The sequence below is a fragment of the Pseudomonas sp. FSL W5-0203 genome (genome assembly GCF_001896155.1).
Taxonomy (GTDB): domain Bacteria; phylum Pseudomonadota; class Gammaproteobacteria; order Pseudomonadales; family Pseudomonadaceae; genus Aquipseudomonas; species Aquipseudomonas paracarnis.
In genome coordinates this window covers 45,478-68,787 of the sequence record NZ_MPOR01000009.1, presented here as the reverse complement: position 1 = coordinate 68,787, position 23,310 = coordinate 45,478, and the positions used below count along the sequence as shown (strand labels likewise).

Below are 23,310 nucleotides of genomic sequence, written 5' to 3'. Positions count from 1 at the left end.
ACACGCCTGAAAAATCAGAAATATCAGCCCCCCACACCCTGTCGCGCCCTAATTTTGTGCATTTAAGCACTGAATTACGCGATTTTTCTTACGTCTTGTGTAATAAATCCTACAGCGATGTAACAAACCGTCGACCACTCACTCAAGTAGGGCAACTACCGCTGAGTTCAACGCTGGCTCAGACGGTATGGATCGTGTGTATTTCTACGTTAAGGATGTCGAGTGCCAAATCAGCTCTCAACCGGACACTTGTGTTGTATCCGTAATCTGGGCATCGCCCTGCTCTGCCTGTGGGCGCTGCCCGTGGCTGGCGCCGAGGTGCCGCAGCCAGGCCAGGAAGCCCTGCGCTTGCAGCAACAACAGCAACGCGACCTGCAGCAATTACACCTGGAGCAGCGCCAACGCCAGATGCAACGCGGCAGCTTCGGTACACCAGCGGCCATACCCGCCTTGCCCACGGACATCGCCAAGGATGAACATTGCTGGCCCTTGAGCGGTACGCGCCTGGCCGGGGTCACGCTGTTCAGCCGTGCCGAGTTGGACAAACACATCGAGCCCTACGTGGCGCCTTGCATGGGCGTCACCCAGATCAACCGCCTGCTGGCCGAGATCACCCGGCTGTATGTCGAGGCCGGTTATATCGCCAGCCGCCCCTACCTGATCAGTGCACCCACCGCCGGGCAGCCGCTGGATATTCACGTCGAAGAAGGCTACCTGGAGACCATCGAGCTGGCCGACCAGAGCCTGCCGGTGTCATTGGGCGGGGCATTCCCCGGCATGCTCGGCAAACCACTGAACCTGCGAGACCTGGAACAGGGCCTGGACCAGCTCAACCGCCTGCGCTCGGTCGACCTCACCGCCGACATCGCCCCAGGCAGCACAGCGGGCGCCTCGCGCATCATCCTGCGCACGCGCAGCAGCGCCTCGCGCTGGGCCCTGGGCCTGGGGGTGGATAACCTCGGCAGCGCCGGCACCGGGCGGGATCGCAATGCAATCAACTTGAGCCTGGACAGCCCGCTGCAAATCAACGACTCGCTGAACCTGAGCTTCAGCGACACGCTCAACCATGGGCCGCGCTACAGCCGCAGCCACAGCCTGTTCTACTCGATCCCCTACGGTTACTGGACCTACAGCCTGTTCGCCAGCCATGCCGAATACCGCTCGCCGTTCAAGCTCAGCCGCGCCACGTTCTACAACAGTGGCCGCACCGATCAAGTCAGCTTGCGCAGCGACCGTGTGCTGTGGCGCGACCAGGGCCACCAACTGAGCGCCAATCTGCAACTGGCCTACAAAGACGTCGATAGTTACCTACAGAAGGTACACCTGGACATCCAGAGCCCGACGCTGACCGTGGCCGAAGCGGGCCTGAACCTGTTCTGGCTCAACAGTGCGGTGTGGAACCTGGACGTCAACTACGCCCAGGGCCTGACCTGGTTCGGCGCCGATCGCGATGCCAGCCAAGTGCAGAAAAACCAGCCCAAGGCGCAGTTTCAAAAGTACCGCGCCAACCTCACCCAATGGCGCAACGGCCAATGGGCAGCGCAGCCGTGGCAGTGGCAAAGCCAGTTATCGGTGCAGTACAGCCCGGATGCATTGCCCGCCATCGAACAACTGCTGATCACCGACGACTCGGCCGTGCGCGGCTACCGCGAAAACAGTACTTCCGGTGCCATTGGCACGGTATGGCGCAACACTTTGCGCCTGCCGCTCAACACTGACTTGCCGGTGAAGCTCACCCCGCGCCTGGGCCTGGACAACGGCTGGGTCAAGCACGAACACGGTGCCCGGAGCCAACGCCTGAGCGGCGCCAGCGCGGGGCTCAACCTGAGCTGGAAGAACGTGCAGCTCGACGTCGACTACCAACGCAACCTCAACACCCCTACAGGTTTTCGCCAGGAGCCGGAGGTCTGGCTGACGCGCCTTAGCGTGCAGATATGAGCTCACACCCGTTTTTTGCCTGAGTCACCGCCGTACCTGGCCACTCCAGCAGCGTTGCAACGAACAACGCGCGTCGTGGATCAGCCAACACAGAGCGAGATTATTTATGCCGACTACTCCACACAGCTTCCACCTTTCACCCCAGGGCAAACTGCGCTGGGCCATCGCCAGCCTGTTCCTGCTGCCGCAACTCGCGCTCGCCGCAGGCTTGACCGTCGTCGAAGGCCCTGGCGGCACGCCGCAACTGCAAAACCAGGGCGGTGTACCCATCGTCAACATCGTCGCGCCGAACGCCGGTGGCCTGTCCCATAACCAGTTTTTGGACTACAACGTCGACCGCCAGGGCCTGGTGTTGAACAACGCCTTGCAGGCTGGCCAGTCCCAACTCGCCGGGCAGTTGGCAGCCAACCCGCAGTTCCAGGGCCAGGCGGCGAGCGTGATCCTCAATGAAGTGATCAGCCGCAACGCCTCGACCCTCAATGGCGCCCAGGAGATTTTTGGCCAGGCAGCCGATTACGTGCTGGCCAACCCTAACGGCATTTCGGTGAATGGCGGCAGTTTCATCAACACGCCCAATGCCAACCTGGTGGTCGGCCGCCCTGAACTCAACGACGGCAAGCTGCAAGCCTTGAGCACCCGCGATGCCAACGGCCAACTGACAGTGCGAGGCCAGGGCCTGCACAATCGCGAGGGCTCTATCAACCTGATCGCGCCGCGCATCGACAGCGAAGGTCGCCTCAGCGCCCGCGATCAATTGAACCTCACGGTGGGCCGTAATCAGGTCGATTTCGCTAGCGGGCAAGTGCGCCAGGTCGACCCGGCCAGCAAGACCCAGGACCAACGCATCGACGCACGCCTGTTCGGCGCCATGCAGGCCGGGCGCATCAACATCATCAGCACCGCCGAGGGCGCCGGTGTGCGTGTGGGCGGTGTGCAGGTGCAAGGCACTGACGGGGTGAAGGTCAGTTCGGCCGGCGACCTCGACATCAGCGGCCAAGTGCATGCCGACAGCCTCGACGCCACCCGCGCTGGCGTGCACAGCCGTCAGGGCGATGTCGATTTGCACAGTGCCAAGGACTTGAACCTGGCCGCCACCGACGTCAGCGGGCGCAACGTCAAACTCGACGCCAGCCGCAACCTGACCCTCAGCAGCCTGGAAAGCCGCAAGCTCCAGGAAAAGCGTGAGCAGTGGAACAACAGCAACTTCTTGTTCACCTACGAAACCTACGACCGCACCACCACCGACAAAGACTCGCGCCAGCACGGCAACAAGGTCGTGGCGCAACAGGACGCGGCGCTGTCTTCCGGCGCCAACACCGAGATCAAAGCCAGCCATGTGGAAGCGGGCAACACTCTGCGCGTCGACAGCGGTGCCGACCTGCACGTTAACGCCGCCACCGAAACCCATGAAAGCCGCGACCAGGGCAACCATCGCAAACACCTGTGGAAAGCCAACTGGGATAAATCCAGCAGCGAACAACGCAGTATCACCAGCAGCCTCAAGGCCGGAAAGACACTGGAGCTGACCAGCCAACAGAAGCTGCAAGTGCAAGGCGCCGAGCTGAAAACCCCCGGCGATATTCAACTGGCCGCCCGGCACGTGGAAATCATCAGCGCCAGCCGTACCCAGAGCAGCCGCGACAACGCCTACTCCGGCGACCTCACCGGTGGCAGCTTCTTCGGCAAGCAAGGCGACGGTGACCAGGGCAAGACGTCGAACACCGGCAGCAAGGTCAACGCCGACGGCAAGCTGATCGTCAAGGCCGACGACGTGCGCATCAGCGGTAGCCAGGCCCGTGGCGGCAAGCAGGCCAATGTCATCAGCGACAAAGGTTCGCTGGTGATCGACGGCGTGCAGGACAGCTCCCACGACAACCGCTACAACAATGACAGCAAATTCTTCGGCCTCTCCAAGGATGAAAGCCGCAAGAACCTCAAGGACAGCACCGTGGTTGCCAGCGACCTGCGCTCGGACAGCAACCTCAAGCTGCAAAGTGCCAAGGACATCACCGTCAGTGGCTCCCAGGTAGCCGCCGCGGGTGAACTGCAAGCGGATGCCAAGGGCGATATCAAGGTCGTTGCCGCCGAGAACACCACCCACGACACCACTCGCACCCATAGCCGTGGCTTCGATGGCTACGCCAAGGAAACCGAGGGCGTCAGCCGCCAGTACCGTGCGGGGTTGAGCTATGAAGACCAGCAGCAAACCCGCAAGACCGACACCACCCAGCAGCAGGGTTCCAGCCTCAAGGGCGGCAGTGTCGTAGTAAAGGCCGGTGGCGATGTGAGCATCCAGGGTTCGGACCTCAAGGCAACCGCAGGCGATGCCACCCTGAGCGGCAACAACGTCGAGCTGTTGGCCGCCCACGACAAGCGCACCGAAGCCGTCGACACCACCACCACCGGCGGCAGTTTCTACTACACCGGCGGCATTGATCGGGCAGGCAGTGGCGCTCAGTTCAGCCACCAAAGCAGCCAAGACACCACTGAAAAAACCACCGCGCAAACCAGCACCGTGGCCGCGACCGGCAAGCTGACCATCAACGCTGGCAACACCTTCACCAGCGAGGGTGCACAGGCCAAGGCCGGCGCCGAACTGCAGGTCAACGCGGGTCAGATCGACAACCAGGCTGCCCATTCCACCGAGACCAGCACCCACAAGGAAAACGGCTGGACCGCCGATGTTGGCGCCAATGTGGAATACAAAGGCATTACCCGCCCGATCGAAAAAGCCGTCGAGGGCGTGGCCCAGGCCAAGTTCCATCAGCCCGGTTTGCTGGACGCGTTCGAGCAACCCAATGTCGGCCTGGATGTGGAAGTCGGGCACACGAACAAAACCGGCACAACGCAAGACAGCACCGCCGTGGTCAGCCAGTTCAGTGGCGCCGCGGTGCAGGTCAATGCAGCCGGCACGTTGCAGGACGAGGGCACCCAGTACCGCGCCACCGAGGGCGGGCTGAACATCAAGGCCGGCGAGCACCTGGCCACGGCAGCGGCCAACACCCACAGCAGCAGCGAGCAAAGCGTGGACGCCAAGGCTGGCGTGCGGGTCTATACCACCACCGGCGAAGACGTGAATGTGCGCGGCAGCGGCCTGGGCGGCAGCAGCGATGTGCGCGAATCCACCAGCACGGCGGTGCTCGGCAGCTATGTGGCCAGCCAAGGCGTGAGCATCGAGGCCAAGGGCGATGCCCGTTATGAAGGCAGCCAGTTCGACGGCGGCCAGGCCGGGGTTAACCTCAAGACCGGCGGTGAGCTGGCGCTCAACCAGGCCACCAACACCCAGAGCAAAAACAGCAGCACGCTGCGCGGCAACGGCTCACTGACGGTGGGCACCGCGCCCGGTGCGAATGGCAGCAACATCAACCTCGGTGCCGGCGTGCAGTTGGATAACAAGCGCCTGGACACCCAGAACAGCCAGGCACAGGTCGCGACCATTCAAGGCAGCGGCCCCGTTCAGTTCAGCAGCGGCGCAGACATGACCCTGCAAGGCACGCAGATCGGCAGCACGGGCGCAAAGGCTGGCGATATCAGCCTCAATGCCGGCGGCAAGCTGGACCTGCAAGCCGCCACCGACAGCCACGTCAGCAACGGCAGCAACCTGGGCGGCGGTCTGACCCTCGGTGCCGGCAAGACCAGCAGCGCCGAAAGCAGCAGCAAGACCGGCAGCCTCAGCGCCAATTTCAATATTGGTAAAGTGGCGGAGAACGACAAGAGCGCGGTCGTCGGGCAATTGCACAGCAGCGGCAAGGTCAGCCTCGCCAGTGGCGCTGAGGCAACCGATGCCATCCACTTGCAGGGCACTCAGGTCAGCGCAGCCAGCGTTAGCCTGGATGCGCAAAACGGCGGCATCCTGCAAGAGTCCTCACAATCGACCCAGGCCCATAACAGCTGGGGCGTGACCCTGGGCGCAGGCGCCAGCATCGGCAAAACCACCTTGGCCGACGCCGGTGAACATGAGACACCCAAGACCCAGCGCGGCATCAATGCGCGGGCCAAGGTCGATGTGGATCACTTGCAAGGCACCACGCAGCACAACAGCGTGATCACGGCGGGTGACGTCACCCTAAACAGTGGCGGCGATACCCATCTGGCCGGAGCGCGTATCGACGCCGACAAGGTGCACGGCACGGTGGGCGGCGACCTCGTCGTCGAAAGCCGCAAGGACCACGTCAACAGCACCCAGGTGAATGTTGACGCCAGGCTGGATGTCGAGAAGAACCAGCCGGGGGTGGTGGATAAGCTGGCCAAAACCAGCGGCCCCCTGAAGGACAAGGTACAAGCCAAGGCTGAAGGTGCGTTCGACAAGCATCGCGACAAGCTGGAGAACGTCGTCGACAAAGGCACCGGGCACCTGGCTTCGGCCAAGGACAGCGTGGTCAACAGCGTGGTCAATGCCAAGGAACGCCTGGGCGAAAAACTTACCCGCAGTGGCAGCTACGACGTGAACCCGCAACCCCGTGGCGCCTTCGGTACTCGCGTGGACAAGGCCAAGGCTTACCTGGCAGACAAGACCGACGCCCTGGGCACACGCCTGTCTGGCTTCAAGGATAAGGTCTGGCCAAAAACCAGCGACAGCTACACCGTCAGTGGCAAAGACACCACCGGCAGCAAGGTGGCCAACACCGCCGAAAGCGTGTTGTTCGGCGACAAGAGCGGCAACACCAGCTACACCCCGACCCTGTATCTGGATGTCAGCCATGTGGTCAAGGACAGCGTCACCCAGGCGTCAGGCATTCGCGCAGGCCACGGCGTCAACCTGCTGGTGAAGGGTGATACCCAGCTCACGGGCGCGCGGATCAGTGCGCCCAATGGCAAGGTTGAGCTGGGTGGCTCCAAGGTGACTGCAACCACACTGGCCGGCAGCGACTACCGTGCCGATGTCGGGCTGAACGTTTCGAAGTCACCGGTCAACCTGGCCCTGGGCGCCAAGGACGAACTGACCCAGAAACACGACGACGCCACGCGCAAGGACCAAGCCTTAAATCTGGGCCCGCTGCGAGCGGGTGGGCACAGTGAGAGCCAGGCCTTGCAGGCGGGGATTGATCAGGCCATCAACTAAAGGGTAAAGCCACCCCACTGTAGGAGCGAGCTTGCTCGCGAAGAACGTTAACGATGACGCTGGCATGCTTGGAGTACACGGCGCCCTCAGGTTTTTCGCGAGCAAGCTCGCTCCACAGGCACATTCTCAGCGTGCCAGCCGGCGCGCTCAGTTGTACGCTTTTTCTCGGGTCGCTGTAGGTTGGTCCTTATGATCGCGTTCTTACAAACAAAGCACACCCAGAAAGTGGAACCTTTCACAGACCTCAACCACCCAACAAAAAACTAACCTCATGCGGATATTTTCAAACAAGAGAAAATAAGCTCGACAGACGGACGCACCAGAAAATTCAGCGCTTCCCTTTGGCGTCTATAACCATAAACAGAGGTTAAACAGTGAGCCCGTTAAAAGGGTATGGCATGTTAGTGCAGTGCACACACGCCCGCCGAACGACTGCGTTTAAAGCTATATCGTTGATCTCATATAAATAAAGTGACCCAGCAATGAATATATTCTCGCCCGTGCCACAGCCACTCAGCAACTATCCCCATACAACAAATGCTGAACACCGTCGCTCCACTCGGGCAATTGACGATGCACCGCCAGTCGAAAATACACTTGCGGGCGCGCCGAGCGCCTCGGAAGATAAAAAGCTGGGGCTGGGACAAAAAACGATCCCTGCGCCCGCCCCCGACCATGAGTTAGATTTCGCCAAGGGAGTCATTTATGGCTCTGTCAGCGTTTCCCCTCCCACAGCAAGTTATACGCACCAGGAACAGCTACAGAGGATTGACGCTTACGCCGACCGTGTTGTCACGCAAATCAAGAAAATAGAAGAAAGCGGTGAAGAAAACGAAAGTAATATCAGGTTCCAGAAAACTCGCCCGTTCCTGGAGCCTGCCGGTTATTTCAGCGGCGGGTTATTGGCTGCCGGGTTCGACCCGCATGAAAAAATCACTGTAACCTTCAAAAGTTACGTTGGAAAATGGAAGCCGGAAGTCGAGACCAACACCGATACACGCACCTATTTTGCATGGGAAATTGCAGCCGGTGCTCTTAAGCACGATAAACCACCGGGAGGTGGCCTGCTCAACTTCCAGACCATGGAAATCAAGCCGCAAGACCGGAGCAAGATCAACGATCTGGAAGCGCTGGGTGCGAAGCTACAAAATCATTGGCAAGATGATGTCGCCTCCACCATGAGCGACGAGACGGGCGAATTGGCGAAGCACTCGGGAAAAGCCGATGCTTATGTTGTGCTGGGAACTTTGCAAGGCCTGCGTAACGACAAAGATGCGTATAAAATGCTATCGCCTGAAGGCCGATCAGCCGTTGAACGCACGCTAGACAATAAGGGAAATGTCGTCATACCCAACATATACGGTTATCCACTGGCCGGGTATGCGTTTATTCCTTATGTCAACTATCACGGCAATTATGACACCCGCCCCAATCAAGGCCTGATGCTCGACTTGAAGAACGGCACAGTCAGCGAAATACGCGGAGACGATGATTTTGCTCGTTGGGCCAAAGACAACCGTGATGCCTTAAAAGCCAGCTTTAACGCCGAAGACAGACAAGGCGGAAAGGATGCTCATTGGCCATCAGCGAGCAGTGTGCTCGAAAATTTGATTGAGGGTAATCATGCGCACTATCCGGGACGCAAAAATCTACTCAGCGACAAACAGATTCCGGTTAGAGAGTTATTTAATTACACTCAATCGCGAAAGAAAACCTACCATTTAAAATTTGGAGATCTGAACTCTGGTATTGCCAGCAATTATCAAAAGATCAACGCCAACAATGCCGTGTGGGCCGATCAAACAGAGGTATTTGGTTCCTCGAAGCAAACGTGGAAGGAAGCCAAAGAATTATGGGGGCGCACCTTCGGCTATGTGCCCATCCTTGGAAACGCGGGCAATATTGTCTTCGGTACCCATGATTCCATTTATGGTATGACCGCCGACGATCGTGTTGGCGGCACAGCGGCTGCAGTGATATCGGGCTTGCAGCTGGCGCACGAACTCACACCATTTGGAGCTGAGGCTGGGTTGGGCGAAGCACCCTCCGCATCGACTATCGCTGGCAGCGAACATTACGGCTGGAAATACAATGAGCAAAGCAACCGTTTTGATTTCGTGAGGAAAGTAAACGCCGCGAATGACAGCGACGTGTCCTCCGTCGCCAATACCGCACCAAGCGAACCGGATACACCACACGTCAGTGAAGGTGTCCCTCCGACAATCGAAATACCAAACAGTAAGCGCTCACTTCTGACATCCGTAGAGAACTTACCGACCGGCGAAGCGCTTTTTTCCACTGTGGATAAAAACGTAGTACTAAGTGGAGAGCTTAACGAGCTAAATTCCCTTGACGAAAAACTTTATACATTTACCGACTTCAACAAAAACGGCCGTCAAGAACGACTCAACATCCTGGTGCACGGAAGCGTCGACCCGGCTACTGGCATCTCGAAAGTTTCATACAACGGAAAACTCAATACGCCACAAGAGTTACTTCAGACACTTCATGACTCGGGCATTTACCCGGAAACGTTTGACAACGTAAGACTACTGTCATGTGACTCTGCAAGTGGTGGAGATGCGTCCTTCGCGGCGGAGTTTCAGAAGCTCATAGGGCGCCCTGTCAAGGGCTATAGCGGCACCCTCACCGCCAACCTAGTACCGGAAGATATAAATGCTGCGATTGTAAAAGTAGAAAATATCTATCTGGACACCCTGAAAAAAAATCAGAACACTCCACTGACTGACGCTGATAAGGCATTGGCCAGATCCGAAGCGGAAAAATACGTCTCCCGAGAAATGGCAAAAAACAGAAACTTCAAACCGGCAAAGAAAAACCCCCATTGGAATCCGTTTAAATGGTGGGCTTTTACTTATAAACCCGAGACCTTTCCAAAACCATAAACGGTGGGCACTGTCGGGGAAGGCCCACCCCACTGTAGGAGCGAGCTTGCTCGCGAAAGACGTTAACGATGACACTGGCATGTTGAGAGTACGCGGCGCCCTCAGGTTTTTCGCGAGCAAGCTCGCTCCTACCTAGGACATTCTCAGCGTGCCACCCTGCGCGTCATGTCAGTTGAAGAGTGCCTGTACGTTCTTCATCGCGTCATCGGCAAAGCCTTGCAGGAAGGCTTCGAACGCCGGTACGTCTTCCTTGCCGCCCGTGTAGGGCTGACCAATGATGGTCCAGGTCGCCAGGCTCTGGTTCGGGCCTTGTGGCACCACCTCCATCAGCGCCCACAGGTTGCCGATGTTCAGCGAGGTGTAGATCAGTGACCAGGTCATGGTCATGGCTTGGTCGTCATGGCTGTGGAGTTGCTCGATCACCACATTGCCGTCCTTGAACAGCTTTTTGCGTACCGAACGCACGCCCTCGCCCGTCATCTCGATATGGGACAAGGCCGGAATAAACTTCGCGAAACCGGCGAAATCTCCGACGACATTCCACACACTGCGAGCATCGCCCTTCACGCTGACGCTGGCGACGACAGGGTTGCCCACCGGGTTGCGAACCAGGGTATCGGGTTGTTGCATGAGAGAGCTCCTTTTTTCCGAAGGGCGGATAGTGGGCGCCTACCAAATGCAGTGGGCTGTACAAGTTCAACACCTGCTTGGCGTGGTTATCCGCTCTTGGCTGACTGCCGTAATGCCAAGGCTGCTACCCCGCACACGATCAACGCAATACAGGACACATAAAACGCATCGCTGTAGGCCATCAGGTACGCCTCACGACGCACGGTGTGGATCAAGCCCTCAAGGACCTGCTGTTGAGCGGGTAATAGCTGGTTGAAGATAAAAGCCTCGCTGTCAGCCATGCTGGCGCGCAGGCGCTCCTGAAAGGACGGGGAAAACAGCGTGATCGACTCCCCTACCCGCTCAGAGTGAAAGCGCTCGCGCATGGCCACGATCTGCGTCAGGCCCGCGGTACCCACGGCACCACCCAGGTTGCGCAGCATGGAGAACAAGGCCGAGGCGGAGCCGGCTTCATCTTTGGCCAGGCCAGACACCGCGAGCACGGAAAGCGCCACCATGATCAGCGGCTGCCCGATGCCCCGTACCACGGTGGACGGAATAATCACGTTGGCGGCGCTGTCCACGTCCAGGTGCGCGCCGAGGTAGCACCCCAGGGCCATAATGAAAAAGCCACTGGCGACCATCAGTTTCGGGTTGAGCCACTTCATCAGGCGCGGCATGAACGGCGCCAGTACCAGCTGCACCATGCCGTAGGCGATCAGGCTGATGCCAATCTCCCGGGCGTTGTAGCCCTGCAGTTGGGACAGGTAATTGGGCACCAGGAACACCAGGCCGAAAGTCGCCCCGCCAAAGATGAACATCGCTGCGCTGGCCACGCCGAAGTTGTAGCTCTTGAGCAGGCGCAGGTTGATGAAGGAGCGACTGCCATACAACTGCGACAGCACGAAGTACACCAGGGCCACGCCGGCCACCAGTGACATCCACACAATGAAATCGGAGCCAAACCAGTCCTTGCGGCCACCTTCTTCCAGCACAATCTGCAAGCCACCCAGGCCGACGATCATGGCGATGATCCCGCCCCAATCGCCGCGTTTGAGCAGGCTCAACTGCATGGGCTTGGCATCGATCGACCATGCCACCGCCAACAGCAAGAGAATGCCGGGGGCCAGTTGCAGGTAAAAGATCCAGCGCCAGGAATAGGCATCGGTCAGCCAGCCACCAATGGACGGCCCGGCGGCCTGGGCGACGCTGTTGGACAGCGCGAACAAGGCCATGCCCATCGCGATCTTGCTGGGCGGCAGTTCAGTGATGATCAGCTGGAATGACAAGGGAATCAGCACTGCGCCGGCGGCGCCCTGGATCACCCGAATGATGATCATCACTTGCAGGTTGGGTGCCCAGGAGCAGGCGATGGACGCCACCAAAAACACAAACGAGCCCACGAGCATCACACGCCGCAGAGAGAACACCTGCACCAACCAGGCGGTCAGCGGGATCATGACGATTTCCGCGACCAGGTAGGCGGTGGAAATCCACGAGCCTTCTTCGAACGTCGCCCCCAGGGAGCCTTCGATCTCCGGCAGCGCGGCGCTGGTCACGTGCACGTTCATGCCGGCCATGAAACAACCGAACAGCCCACCGATCACGGCCACCCAGGCGCGAAAGGAGACGCTCTTTTCAGCCGCTTCAGTCATGTACAGCGCCCTGCTTATCTGGGCGGGTGTCCACCGTGGTGATGACCGACATGCCCGGCAGGATAGGTCCGCCTTCGTCATGCTCATCAATGACGATTTTCACTGGAAAGCGTTGCACGATCTTGGTGAAGTTGCCGGTGGCGTTATCCGACGGCAACAGTGCGAACACCGCTCCAGAGCCTGGCGAGAAGCTCACCACATGGCCTTTGAGCTTGCGTCCCGAATAACTGTCGACGCTGATATCCACCGGTTGGCCGGCACGCATATCGCGCAATTGGGTTTCTTTGTAGTTGGCCACGACGTAAGCCTGCTGCAAGGGCACCACCGCCAGCAGCGGCAACCCTGGCGCGACGTATTGGCGGGTACGCACTTTGCGCTGCCCCACCACGCCGTCAATGGGTGAGCGGATCAAGGTGTCTTCCAGGGCATGCGTCGCCAGGTTCAACTGCGCCTCGGCCTGGCTGCGCCGGGCTATCTGTTGCTGGAACGAGGCCTGGGCCCATTGACGGCGGGTGACGGCCACGGTCAAGCGGGTTTCCTGCTGGCGTTGCATGGCCTTGGCCATTTCCACTGCGGCACTGGCCTGGGTGTAACTGGCGGCGGCCGTTTCCAAGCGCTGGGCGCTGGCGGCGTGTTCGCGCACCAAGCCTTCATAGCGGCGCTGGTCCAGGCTTGCGCGGCGCAATTCGGCGGCCACGCTGCGGGCGTGGGCCTCAGCCTGGGCAACGCCGGCCTTTTGCTGGGCGATCAGGCTGTCAGTGACTTTCAAGTTGGCCTCTTGCGCCGCCACCGAGGCCTGGGTCTCGGCCAGTTCTGCGCGGGCTTGTGCCAAACGGGCCTGGTAGTCACGGTCCTCGATGCGCACCAGCACATCCCCCGCCTTGACCGGCTGATCGTCCTCTACCATCACCTCGGCCACGTAGCCTGAGACCTTCGGGCTGATGGGAATCCAGTCGGCCCGCACATACGCATCATCGGTCTGCTCCAGGTAGCGGCCGACGGTCATCCAATACACGCCGAACACCACCGCCGCGATCAACAGCGCGGCGCCGCCCAGCAGGATCAGGTTCCTTTTTCGCCGTTGCTTACGCGCATGCATGATTTGCTCGAGCACATTCTCCTGCTCGTCCTGGACTGCAGTTTTTTCATCAACGGCGATATTCATGGCTGGGTACCGGAAGAAGGGATGGACGCATGGGTGGGCGCAGCGGCCGGGGTTTCGACGGCGCCGGACTGCCAACCGCCGCCAAGGGCACGGAACAGGCCGATCTGGCGTTGCAGTAACTGGCCATCGGCGTCGGCGCGCGTGGCCTGCAAGCGGATCAGTTCTCGCTCACTGTCCAGCACGTCGAGAAAGTCGATAGAACCTGCGTCATAGTTGAATTGGGCCAACTTGTAGGCTTGGCGGCTGCTGTCCAGCGCCCGGCTCAAGGCCGCGTGGCGCTGCCGCTCGCCGTCGTACAACGCCAGGGCCTGGCGCACCTCCTTGAGGGCCTTGAGGACGCTGGCCTCGAACTGTGCGACCTCCACCTGCTCGAGTGCCCGTGCCTGCTTGACTCGCGCGCGGTTGGCCTGCCAATTAGGGAACTGCCAGGTAATCAGCGGGCCGATGCCGAACATCACCGCACGGTTGTCCCCCAGCTCATGGGGTTTGTTGGTCGAGGAGGACACTGAAGCACCGAACGTCACCTTGGGGTACAGGTCGGCCTGGACAATATCCACTTGCAGCGTGGCCGCCTGCAACGCGCGCTCGGCCTGCCGGACGTCAGGGCGGCGTGCCAATAATTGCCAGCCATCGCCCACCGGTAACTCGGCATTGAGTTGTGGCACCACTTCACACGTTGCGGCGCCAGAGCCTTGTTCAAGATCAGCGACGCCCGTCAGCATGGCCAATTCGTAGAGCGCGGCTTGTCGACGCGCCTCCAACATCGGCAGCAGCGCCTGGGTTTCGCCTTGCAGGGCTTGCATGCGGCTGTATTCAAGGTCTGTCACCACACCGGCCTGGCGCTGGCGATCGGTCAACGCCAGGCTATGCGCGACCACGTCCAACGAATGGCGCTGGACCTTGGCACGCGCGCCCAGGGCGCAGGCATTCACATAGGCGCGAGTGGTTTGCGCCACGACCGTAATGCGCAGCAAGTCTTCGGCATCCTGCGCCGCTGCGGTTTGCACGTGGGCACGTTCAATGGTGCGCTGAACCTGGCCCCACACATCCACTTGATAAGCCAGCTCGAAGCCTGGGTTGAATGCCCACTCTGACGGCGCATGGCTATCGGTGGCCTTGGCCAGCGTCTGGTCATCGGCCGTCTTGCCATAAGCGGCCCCCAGCGACGCCTGGGTGGACGGCCAGCGCTCGGCATCGGCCTGCTGGATCCCGGCCAGCATCGCCTGCACATGGGCCTGGGCCGCCGCCAGGTCGCGGTTGTGCAGCAGGGCCTTTTGCACCAGCGCGTCGAGTTGCGGATCGTTGTACAACTGCCACCAGCGCTCAGGTAACGCTTGGGCCGAGACACCTTGGGGCAGGTGACTCAGGGCATTGATGCGTTCCGGATGTGGCTGTGCCGGTGTATGGGCGACCCAGGACGAACAACCCGCCAATAACGCCACCGCCATGCCAAGCAGCGAAAGACGGCAATGCCGTGGGAAAAGAGAAGGCGAACCCATCGAAGAAATCCAGAATGCCAAGTAGAGACGCAGGGTAAGAGAGCAACCGGTTGCGCATCTCCCGAGTTCCAGACAACCATCGTTTCGATTGGGACAATGTGCCGGCGCGCCCTCTGGGCCGCAGGCTCCACCAGGCACAGGTAAACATGGCCCTGCCTGGAGGCGGGGCCATGTTCAAAAGGAGGTGGTGCTATCGCCAGGTAGATTCAGACCAAGCGACAGTTACTCGGGGTGTAGCCCATGGTGCGTTTGAACATCGCGGTAAATGCACTCGGACTCTGGTAACCGTGCTCCAATGCCACTTCCAGGATGGAAGCGCCACTGGCAAGCCGCTGCATGCTGAGCAGCAGCCGCGTGCGCTTGCGCCACTCGCCGTAACTCATGCCCAACTCTTTCTGGAACAGCCGAGCCAGGGTGCGTGAACTCATATTGAGCTGCACCGCCCAACTCTCCAGTTTCGACTCCTGAGAAGGGTTGTCGATAAAGTCCGCACACAGTGACTTGAGCCTCGGCTCGTCCGGTATCGGCACGTGAGCCAGCACCCTTTGCGCACGGTCAAGTTCCGAGAAAATCAGCTCCACAATCTGCACATGACGCAACGACGCCGCCTGGCTGTCAGGCTCATCGCCCGCAGCCACAATCAGCTCGCGCAACAAGGGTGAAACCCTGATGACCTCGCATTCCTCCGTCAAACGACGGTGCGCTCCCGGCGAGATCAACAAAGTGCGCATGCGCACTTCGCCGGTCATGCGGATCTGATGCTCCAAACCTGAAGGCACCCACAGCGCATGCCCGGAAGGTACCACCCAGGTGGTCTCCTCCACCGACACAAGCATCACACCGTTGATGGCGTAGACCAGTTGGCCTTCGTCATGTCGATGCGAGGCCACGATGTCACCGTGGCCATAATTACCGGCAAGTGCCGCCAATGCGGTATGCGCGTTCATCTCAGGACGGCACCGCAGCATTCACCAGGCTGAGCAAGCCCAGGCGCGATGCACGATTGACCGCACTGGTGACCGCTTTGAGGGAAGCGAGAAGGCTACTGCCATCACGAGCGGCGCCGAACAGCAACTGGTTGCCCACGCGAATTTCCACATAGGCCAACGCCTCAGCCTGGGCACCGTCACGGGTGGCATGTTCGTGGTAATCGGCGATATCAAAATGAATGCCACGTTGGGCAAACGCATCGACCAGCGCCGCAAGCGGGCCGTTGCCCTCGCCACTCAAGTCGATGCGCTGTGTGCCTTGTTCAAGGGTGGCCTCCAGGTAAGTCACATCGCCCTCGCTCACCAGTTTGTGGGCTCGTAACGCGTAAGGCTTGCCCTGCTCCAGGTAATGCCGGGTGAAGCAGGCAAGGATCATCTCGCCACTGATTTCCTGGCCGGAGCCATCCGCTTCCTGTTGTACCAGGCTGCTGAACTCCATCTGCAAGCGACGCGGCATCACAATGCCGTGCTGCTCCAACAGATAGGCCACGCCCCCCTTGCCCGACTGGCTGTTTACGCGAATTACCGCTTCATAGCTACGGCCCATATCGGCAGGATCGATAGGCAGGTACGGTACTTCCCACATGCCCTGTGGATTGGCCTGGCGCGCCGCAAAGCCTTTCTTGATCGCGTCCTGGTGCGAGCCGGAGAATGCGGTAAACACCAACTCACCGGCGTAAGGGTGACGAGGATGGGTCGGCAACTGATTGCAGAATTCCACCTCACGCTGGACGTGCAGGATGTCGGAGAAATCCAACTGCGGATCGATGCCGCTGGTGTAGAGGTTCATCGCCAACGTGAGGATATCTACGTTGCCAGTGCGCTCACCGTTACCGAACAACGTGCCCTCGACACGCTCGGCACCAGCCAGGCACGCCTGCTCCGCGGTGGAGACCCCAGTGCCCCGATCATTGTGCGGATGCACGCTGATGACCACACTGTCCCGGCGACTGAAGTGCCGGCAGAACCATTCGATCTGGTCGGCGAAGACATTGGCGGTAGACACCTCCACAGTGGTAGGCAGATTCAGGATCATCTTGTTACTCGGGGTCGGGCCGAACGTATCTGTCACCGCTTCACACACCTGCAGTGCAAAATCCAGCTCGGTGAAGCAAAAGGTTTCCGGGGAATACTGGAACGTCCACTGCGTATCGGGGTTTGCGTCCATGTGCTGCTTGATCTCCCGAGTTGCCTGGGTAGCAATCTCGATGCAGCCCGCCTTGTCCACATTGAAGACAACGTCCCGGAACACCGGCGCCGTCGCATTGTAAACATGCACGATGGCGCGAGGCGCGCCCTTCAACGCCTCAAACGTGCGCTCGATGAGGTGGCTGCGCGCCTGGGTCATGACCTGAATCGTCACATCATCAGGAATCGCACCGCTTTCAATCAGCTCACGGACATAGTCAAAGTCGGTCTGCGAAGCGGCAGGAAAGCCCACCTCGATCTGCTTGAAACCGACCTTCACCAGCAAATCGAAGAAACGCCGCTTGCGCTCGGCATTCATCGGCTCGATCAACGCCTGGTTGCCATCGCGCATATCCACACTGCACCAGGTAGGAGCGGCAACCTGGACAGTACTGGGCCATGTGCGATCCGGCAGGTTGACCGTGGTGAAGTGGCGATATTTGCGGGAAGGGTCCTTGAGCATCATGGCGTTTCTCCTTTTTCAGCAGTTTGTTTGTGTCAGACACACCGTCGGCGATGCCGACTGATTGGATCCAATACTAAACGAACATAGTTTGATACAAATTGCGTTGTTGAGTTTGTGGAATAAGAAAAACCAAAAAAAACCCAAGCAGACTGAAAAAACCAAAAAAAATTGCGCAAAGGCATGAAAGTCAACAATCGAAGACTTAAAAGCACGAGTTACCGGCAAGGAGCCAGGGAAAACATTTCTGACGGCAAAAAAAAACCGAGAGCCTTACTGGTGTGAGGCTCTCAGGATTTCTAAACACACGTGATTTGATACCTGTGGGTTACGCACAGGACGGGACAGGTCACCGTGAATCAAGGTCGGTCCTTTTTATTTTTCTTTATTCATATCAGCCGATTAGCTGAGCCCTTTTCTATAGTTCGCTCTTTCAAAGTACTGACAGGACTTTTTTTTGGACGAGAGCGGGAATCTGAGCAAGGGACGGCTCACCGTCCAGTCGGTGATGCCAAATAACAGGCAAAAAAAAACCCGGAAATCCTCACTTGCGTGGGCCTTCCGGATTTTCTAAACCGCCAAAAATGGTGGGTCGTGTGGGATTCGAACCTACGACCAATTGGTTAAAAGCCAACTGCTCTACCAACTGAGCTAACGACCCGCTGTGTGGTGGCGCGTATAATACTGATTTCTAAGGATTATTCAACACCTTATTTTAAATAAATCAGAAAAAACGCATTTGAACGGTAATTCGGTGGGTAGAACGCCTCTCGCAGCCGCCTGATCAGCGCCCTGGCTCGTCGTTCCACAGGTACTTGTGCAGCTGCAATTGCAGGCGCACCGGCAAATTGTCCGCCACTACCCAGTCGGCCAGGTCGCGGGCGTTCAGGTCGTGATGGCTGGGCGAGAACAGCACCTCGCCCGCACGACGCTCCAGGCCATACTGGATCAGCTTGGAGGTGGCCCAGTCGTAATCGTCGCGAGAACAGATGACGAACTTGACCTGATCGTTGGCCGTCAGCAAGTCGATGTTCTCGTAGCGGTTGCGGTGGGCTTCCTTGGAGTCCGGGGTCTTGAGGTCGACTACTCGGCTGACACGCGGGTCGACCGCAGAGATGTCCAGGGCGCCGCTGGTTTCCAGTGAGACCTCGTAACCCGCGTCACACAGCCGCTTGAGCAATGGGATGGCATTGGGTTGCGCCAATGGCTCACCGCCCGTCACGCAGACGTAGCGCGGCCGGTAGCCGGCAACCTGTTCCAGGATGTCGTCGAGGGTGCGCACGGTACCGCCGCTGAAGGCGTAGGCGCTGTCGCAGTATTGGCAGCGCAATGGGCAGCCGGTGAGCCGTACGAATACGGTGGGCAGGCCAGCAGTGCGCGTTTCACCCTGCAACGAGTAAAAGACTTCGGTAATACGTAATGTGTCTTGCATAGTCGCCACGGGCGTAACAGCTAAACAGGCTGTCCGCCTCCGTCAGGCACTTCAAGGGATTGCGCCAACGCGTCAACCCCAGGAAGCGTGTTTCATAAAAGGGCGTGGATTCTAACGAAAAAACCCGCGACAAGCGCGGGTTTCTTCTGAACGGGCTGCATTGCTTACAAGCGTTGCAGGTCCCGCTGGGCCAACTGCGCCGCGGAGGTACCCGGATACTGGGCAACCACCTGCTGCAGAATGCCTTTGACCTTGTCGGTATGACCCAGGCGGCGTTCTACGTCAGCGAGTTTGTACAGCGAATCCGGCACCTTGGCGTGCTTGGGGTACAGCTGGCTGACCTTGGCAAAAGCCTGGCCCGCGCCCTGCAAATCACCCTTTGCCAGGTTGACCTCACCCAACCAGTACTGGGCATTGCCCGCGTACTGGCTGTTGGGGTACTTGCGCAGGAAAGCGGTGAAGGCCTGACTGGCCTTATCGAAATCCTTGGCCTTGATCAGGTCGAAGGCTGCATCGTAATACAGTTTTTCCTTCGCCGGATCACCCGGTTCACTGCTGGCGGCAGGGGCAGCCGCGGCGGCCCCTGATGCTGCGCCACCGGCAGCGGCGCTTGGCGCGCCACCGGCAGCAGAATTATCAGGAGTAGCGGCAGGTGCAACACCGGCTCCAATACGACGATCAAGATCCTGGTAACGCTCCAGGCCTTCTTGCTTGAGCTGGTTCACCTGGTTCTGCAGCACTTCAATGGCGCCTTGTTGCTGGGCCAATTGATCCTGCATGCGTTGCAGCTGGTTGAACAGCTCGCCCTGTGCCGAGGGAGCGGACGTAGCCGCTCCCCCCGCATAGGCGCCGTTCGTGCCATAACCTGCTGGCGGATAACTGCTCCCGCTATTGTTATAGCCTGAGTTGCTATCCGTTACAGGAACCGCAGCCCACACCGCAAGCGGTGCGAAGCTGAGAGCCAATACAGTCAGAGCACGACGGCACGTTCGCATGACGAATTACTTACGCAGTTCGACGCGACGGTTCTGAGCCCACGACTGTTCGTCGTTGCCAGTTGCAACTGGACGCTCTTTACCGTAGGAAACCAGTTCCAGTTGGCCTGGAGCAACACCTTGCAGTACCAGGTAGCGCTGAACGGCTTTCGCACGACGCTCGCCCAGTGCCATGTTGTACTCACGAGTACCACGGGCGTCAGTGTTACCTTCCAGAACAACGCGAGCGCCGTTAGCTTTCAGGTCCTTGGCGTGAACGTCCAGAGCGCGCATGGCTTCTGGCTTCAGGTCCGAACTGTCGTATTCGAAGTAGAAAGTGGTGATTGCGCGCAGAGCAGCTTCTTCGCTCAGGGAGCCGTCGACCGCACCAGTGTTGGCGCCGTAACCAGCGTTTGGATCAACAGCTGCGCCTTCACCGGCATTGTCGCCGCCTTTAGAGGAGCAACCAACGGCTACGGACAGAGCCAGAGCCAGAGCAGCAAACTTACCAAACTTCAGCATTTCCATCGTGAAACTCCTAATGAACCCCAGTGTGTTAAGTACTTCTTTTTGTAGCGCCGCGTCAGTTCAGGTAAGGGGACCAGGATGGTTCTCTGACTTCGCCTTGTGCGGTAGGAAGTGGGAGCCTTACGCGTCCATTGATGGACACGAGCATCAAGACTCCCCGGCCCTGCTGGCGGGTGGCGTAGATTACCATGGTGCCGTTGGGCGCAACAGTGGCTGACTCATCAAGGTTGGTATCTGTAAGGATTTTTACGGTTCCCCGCTGCAAATCCTGGGCCGCAACCCGGAAATTAGTGAAACCATCCTGACGGTGAATCATCACCAACGTCTTTTCATCGGCCGAAAGCTTGGGGTTGGCGTTGTAGTTACCAATAAAGGTCACACGTTCCGCACCGCCGCCGTTCACATTTGCCTTGTAGACCTGAGGCTTGCCGCCACGGTCGGAGGTGAAGTAGATGGTCGAACCATCCTTACCCCAGAACGGTTCGGTGTTGATGCCCGGGCCGCTGGTCACACGCGAGAGTTGACGCGAGGCCATGTTCATCACGTAGATATCCGGGTTACCGTCCTTGGACAGCACGAAAGCCAGGCGCGAACCATCCGGCGACCAGGCTGGCGCACCGTTGAGGCCTTCGAAGTTGGTGATCTGCTCACGACGGCCAGTATCGATGTGCTGCACAAAGATGCGCGGACGACGCTGTTCGAACGATACGTAGGCAATACGCTTGCCATCCGGCGCGAAGCGCGGCGACAGGATTGGCTCACGGGACTGCAGCAAGGTCACTGCACGTGCACCGTCGTAGTCCGAGCGCTGCAGGGTGTAGCGGGTGTTGTCTACCGAGAAGCGCTCAGCGGTGACGTACAACAGGCGCGTCGAGAACGCCCCTTTGATACCGGTGAGTTTCTCAAACGACTGGTCCGAGATGTAGTGGGCCATGTCGCGCAGTTGCTCGGCGGTACCCGATACGCTGCCGGTCAACACCTGCTGCTCGGTGGCCACGTTGAACAACGTGTACTGGATCTGCAGGCGACCGCCGGCCGGCGTGATGCTGCCGACCATCAGGTACTGGGCACCGACGGCCTTCCAGTCACGGAAGATGACTTCGCTGGCCTGGGTTGGCTGGCTGATCATGTTGCCTTTTGGAATTGGCGCGTAGTAACCGGAGTTACGCAGGTCGTCGCTGACGATCTGGGCCATGTCGTCCGGCAGCACGCTGCCGCCCTGCCAACCGAACGGAACTACCGCAATCGGTGTGGCCCGATCACTGCCGCTGGTAACCAGGATGTTCTTTTCATCCGCCGCCGCTATCCCTGCCATACAGCAAATAACGACAAGCATTCCTCGAAGAAGGTTTCTCACAAGGCTAGATCCTCAGGTGTGAATGTCATCTTGAATGAACGATAGGGAGCGAAGTCACTTGGTTTCATTCCCTGCATCTCGGTCAACCGGCCAATATTCTTGACCGCGGCAACCGCCGAACTGTCGAACGAACCGTCACCACTGGACTTGGCCACGCTGACCGAAGTCACCGTACCGTCCGGCAACATGCCGATCTGCAGCACTACTGTCATGCCTTTACGTGCCGAAGGTGGACGTGTCCAGCCTTCCGCTGCCCGCGCCCGAATCAGGTCGTCGAAACTGCCCGCGACTTCATCGCCACGCTCATCGGCCAAGGCTTGCTGACGCTGCGGCGTGTCGGAAAGCAAATCTGCCAGGGCCTGGGCCTTTTTCTCTTCGGCGGATTTGCGTGCTGCTTCCTGGGCCTTCTTCTTGGAGGCGTCGGCGGCAGCTTTCTTCTTCGCTTCGTCGGCGACTTTCTTCTTCGCCTCGTCTGCTTCAGCTTTTTTCTTGGCGTCTTCGGCGGCTTTCTTCTTCGCGTCTTCGACTATCTTTTTCTTGGCTTCTTCAGCGGCCTTTTTCTTGGCCTCTTCTTCGGCAGCCTTTTTGGCTTCTTCTTCCGATTTCTTCTTGGCTATATCAGCCAATTGTTTCTCTTCGGCCTTTTTGGCTTCGGCAGCTTTCTCGGCTTTCTTGGCTTCATCAGCCTTTTTCGCCTCGTCGGCTTTCTTGGCTTCGTCAGCCTTTTTCGATTCCTCGGCCTTTTGAGCCGCCTCTTCTTTCTTTTGTTCCGCAGCAGCCTTCACCGCTTCCTGCTCGACCTTCTTCTGTTCCATCTGCTCGACTTCAGTCTGGCGCGCAGCCGACTTCTGGGCCTCACCCGCAATCTTCTGATTGGTCTGGGTGGTGGCCTGACTTTTCGATTTCAGCTGATACAGGGTCGCCTGCACGATCGGCTTGGCTGGCGGCAGGTCCGGGGTCATGGCAAAGCTGACAAACAGCATGCCGAACACCAGGACGTGCAGGGCTATTGCCCACACGCCAGGCCAGAAGTAGCTTTCCGAGGCGGACGGCTCTCGCTGTTGCTGCATCAGGGCGCCTCGGTAATCAAGCCAACGTTACCGACGCCGGCCTTCTGCAGCCCGCCCATGGCGCCCATGACGGAGCCGTAGTCGACCGATTTGTCACCCCGGATAAACACCTGGGTGTGCTTGCCGCCTTCGTTGCCGGAGCGAATGATCTTGGTCACAGCATCGGTCATGGCCGGCAACGTCAGGGCCTTGTCCTGCTGCTTTTGCGTGTCGACTTCGCTGCCAAGGTTCCAGTAATAGGTCTTGTCAGCCTTGATCGAAATGGTCAGGACCTGAGTGTTGTTGTCCTGCGGCAAGGCTTCACTGGAAACCTTGGGCAGATCAACCTTCACGCCCTGGTTGAGCATCGGCGCGGTCACCATGAAGATCACCAGGAGCACCAGCATCACGTCGATGTAAGGCACTACGTTCATCTCGGCGACCGGCTTGCGCTTTTTGCGAGCTCGAGCGATTAAAGCCATTGGGAATTACCTGC

At 59.1% G+C, this 23,310-nt stretch carries 15 protein-coding genes, 1 tRNA gene and 1 pseudogene; 4 read left to right on the top strand and 13 right to left on the bottom strand.

The window, feature by feature from the left end:
* The first annotated feature begins 267 nt into the window (after window positions 1-267).
* From BOP96_RS10690 to BOP96_RS30465, 4 genes and pseudogenes are all read left to right on the top strand, one after another.
* Entirely contained in the window at window positions 268-1,938 is a 1,671-nt protein-coding gene (locus tag BOP96_RS10690) for a ShlB/FhaC/HecB family hemolysin secretion/activation protein (protein WP_230957536.1), read from the top strand.
* A 106-nt stretch (window positions 1,939-2,044) separates the two neighbouring features.
* Window positions 2,045-7,000, top strand: coding sequence for a hemagglutinin repeat-containing protein (locus tag BOP96_RS10685; protein WP_073452658.1), 4,956 nt, complete (start codon window positions 2,045-2,047; stop codon window positions 6,998-7,000).
* A 482-nt stretch (window positions 7,001-7,482) separates the two neighbouring features.
* Window positions 7,483-9,906 (top strand): hypothetical protein, encoded by a 2,424-nt coding sequence (locus tag BOP96_RS10680; RefSeq protein WP_073452656.1) that lies wholly within the window; start codon window positions 7,483-7,485, stop codon window positions 9,904-9,906.
* 46 nt (window positions 9,907-9,952) lie between these two features.
* A pseudogene (locus BOP96_RS30465) lies at window positions 9,953-10,039 on the top strand (outer membrane lipoprotein carrier protein LolA); the annotation flags it as partial.
* A 35-nt stretch (window positions 10,040-10,074) separates the two neighbouring features.
* Here the strand turns inward: BOP96_RS30465 and BOP96_RS10675 are convergent.
* From BOP96_RS10675 to tolR, 13 genes are all read right to left on the bottom strand, one after another.
* Window positions 10,075-10,536, bottom strand: a complete 462-nt coding sequence (locus tag BOP96_RS10675) for an SRPBCC family protein (RefSeq protein WP_073452654.1) — start codon at window positions 10,534-10,536, stop codon at window positions 10,075-10,077.
* 86 nt (window positions 10,537-10,622) lie between these two features.
* On the bottom strand, window positions 10,623-12,170 hold the full coding sequence (locus BOP96_RS10670) for an MDR family MFS transporter (RefSeq protein WP_020303026.1): 1,548 nt from the start codon (window positions 12,168-12,170) through the stop codon (window positions 10,623-10,625).
* Window positions 12,163-13,335: an HlyD family secretion protein gene (locus tag BOP96_RS10665; protein ID WP_073452651.1), complete on the bottom strand. Its 1,173-nt coding sequence runs from the start codon at window positions 13,333-13,335 to the stop codon at window positions 12,163-12,165. Before BOP96_RS10665 ends, BOP96_RS10670 begins: the two co-directional genes overlap by 8 nt.
* Window positions 13,332-14,834 (bottom strand): TolC family protein, encoded by a 1,503-nt coding sequence (locus BOP96_RS10660; RefSeq protein ID WP_073452649.1) that lies wholly within the window; start codon window positions 14,832-14,834, stop codon window positions 13,332-13,334. Before BOP96_RS10660 ends, BOP96_RS10665 begins: the two co-directional genes overlap by 4 nt.
* Window positions 14,835-15,040: 206 nt before the next feature.
* On the bottom strand, window positions 15,041-15,781 hold the full coding sequence (locus tag BOP96_RS10655) for an AraC family transcriptional regulator (RefSeq protein WP_014719710.1): 741 nt from the start codon (window positions 15,779-15,781) through the stop codon (window positions 15,041-15,043).
* 1 nt (window position 15,782) lies between these two features.
* Window positions 15,783-17,477, bottom strand: coding sequence for a 2-isopropylmalate synthase (leuA, locus tag BOP96_RS10650; protein WP_073452647.1), 1,695 nt, complete (start codon window positions 17,475-17,477; stop codon window positions 15,783-15,785).
* 582 nt (window positions 17,478-18,059) lie between these two features.
* A tRNA-Lys gene (locus BOP96_RS10645) sits at window positions 18,060-18,135 on the bottom strand.
* A 123-nt stretch (window positions 18,136-18,258) separates the two neighbouring features.
* Window positions 18,259-18,906, bottom strand: coding sequence for a 7-carboxy-7-deazaguanine synthase QueE (gene queE / locus BOP96_RS10640; RefSeq protein ID WP_014719712.1), 648 nt, complete (start codon window positions 18,904-18,906; stop codon window positions 18,259-18,261).
* A gap of 164 nt (window positions 18,907-19,070) precedes the next feature.
* Window positions 19,071-19,901 carry a tol-pal system protein YbgF gene (gene ybgF / locus BOP96_RS10635; RefSeq protein WP_020302706.1) on the bottom strand — a complete coding sequence of 277 codons (831 nt, stop codon included), beginning with the start codon at window positions 19,899-19,901 and terminating at the stop codon, window positions 19,071-19,073.
* A 6-nt stretch (window positions 19,902-19,907) separates the two neighbouring features.
* Window positions 19,908-20,408: a peptidoglycan-associated lipoprotein Pal gene (gene pal, locus BOP96_RS10630; RefSeq protein ID WP_003193861.1), complete on the bottom strand. Its 501-nt coding sequence runs from the start codon at window positions 20,406-20,408 to the stop codon at window positions 19,908-19,910.
* A gap of 55 nt (window positions 20,409-20,463) precedes the next feature.
* The gene (gene tolB / locus BOP96_RS10625) at window positions 20,464-21,744 is read right to left on the bottom strand and encodes a Tol-Pal system beta propeller repeat protein TolB (protein ID WP_032874245.1); all 1,281 of its coding nucleotides are present in this window, start codon (window positions 21,742-21,744) and stop codon (window positions 20,464-20,466) included.
* A gap of 17 nt (window positions 21,745-21,761) precedes the next feature.
* A complete protein-coding gene (gene tolA, locus BOP96_RS10620; protein ID WP_003193863.1) occupies window positions 21,762-22,835 on the bottom strand; it encodes a cell envelope integrity protein TolA in 1,074 nt (357 codons plus the stop codon).
* The gene (gene tolR, locus BOP96_RS10615) at window positions 22,835-23,287 is read right to left on the bottom strand and encodes a protein TolR (RefSeq protein ID WP_161793227.1); all 453 of its coding nucleotides are present in this window, start codon (window positions 23,285-23,287) and stop codon (window positions 22,835-22,837) included. The genes tolA and tolR overlap by 1 nt, the downstream gene beginning before the upstream one ends.
* Between the last annotated feature and the right edge of the window lie 23 nt (window positions 23,288-23,310).

What these genes read in the sequence shown, in the direction of transcription:
- BOP96_RS10685 (WP_073452658.1), top strand. Translation starts at nt 2,045, where the DNA reads ATGCCGACTACTCCACACAGCTTCCACCTTTCACCCCAGGGCAAACTG.
- BOP96_RS10680 (WP_073452656.1), top strand. Translation starts at nt 7,483, where the DNA reads ATGAATATATTCTCGCCCGTGCCACAGCCACTCAGCAACTATCCCCAT.
- BOP96_RS10675 (WP_073452654.1), bottom strand. Translation starts at nt 10,536, where the DNA reads ATGCAACAACCCGATACCCTGGTTCGCAACCCGGTGGGCAACCCTGTC.
- BOP96_RS10670 (WP_020303026.1), bottom strand. Translation starts at nt 12,170, where the DNA reads ATGACTGAAGCGGCTGAAAAGAGCGTCTCCTTTCGCGCCTGGGTGGCC.
- BOP96_RS10665 (WP_073452651.1), bottom strand. Translation starts at nt 13,335, where the DNA reads ATGAATATCGCCGTTGATGAAAAAACTGCAGTCCAGGACGAGCAGGAG.
- BOP96_RS10660 (WP_073452649.1), bottom strand. Translation starts at nt 14,834, where the DNA reads ATGGGTTCGCCTTCTCTTTTCCCACGGCATTGCCGTCTTTCGCTGCTT.
- BOP96_RS10655 (WP_014719710.1), bottom strand. Translation starts at nt 15,781, where the DNA reads ATGAACGCGCATACCGCATTGGCGGCACTTGCCGGTAATTATGGCCAC.
- leuA (WP_073452647.1), bottom strand. Translation starts at nt 17,477, where the DNA reads ATGATGCTCAAGGACCCTTCCCGCAAATATCGCCACTTCACCACGGTC.
- queE (WP_014719712.1), bottom strand. Translation starts at nt 18,906, where the DNA reads ATGCAAGACACATTACGTATTACCGAAGTCTTTTACTCGTTGCAGGGT.
- ybgF (WP_020302706.1), bottom strand. Translation starts at nt 19,901, where the DNA reads ATGCGAACGTGCCGTCGTGCTCTGACTGTATTGGCTCTCAGCTTCGCA.
- pal (WP_003193861.1), bottom strand. Translation starts at nt 20,408, where the DNA reads ATGGAAATGCTGAAGTTTGGTAAGTTTGCTGCTCTGGCTCTGGCTCTG.
- tolB (WP_032874245.1), bottom strand. Translation starts at nt 21,744, where the DNA reads ATGCTTGTCGTTATTTGCTGTATGGCAGGGATAGCGGCGGCGGATGAA.
- tolA (WP_003193863.1), bottom strand. Translation starts at nt 22,835, where the DNA reads ATGCAGCAACAGCGAGAGCCGTCCGCCTCGGAAAGCTACTTCTGGCCT.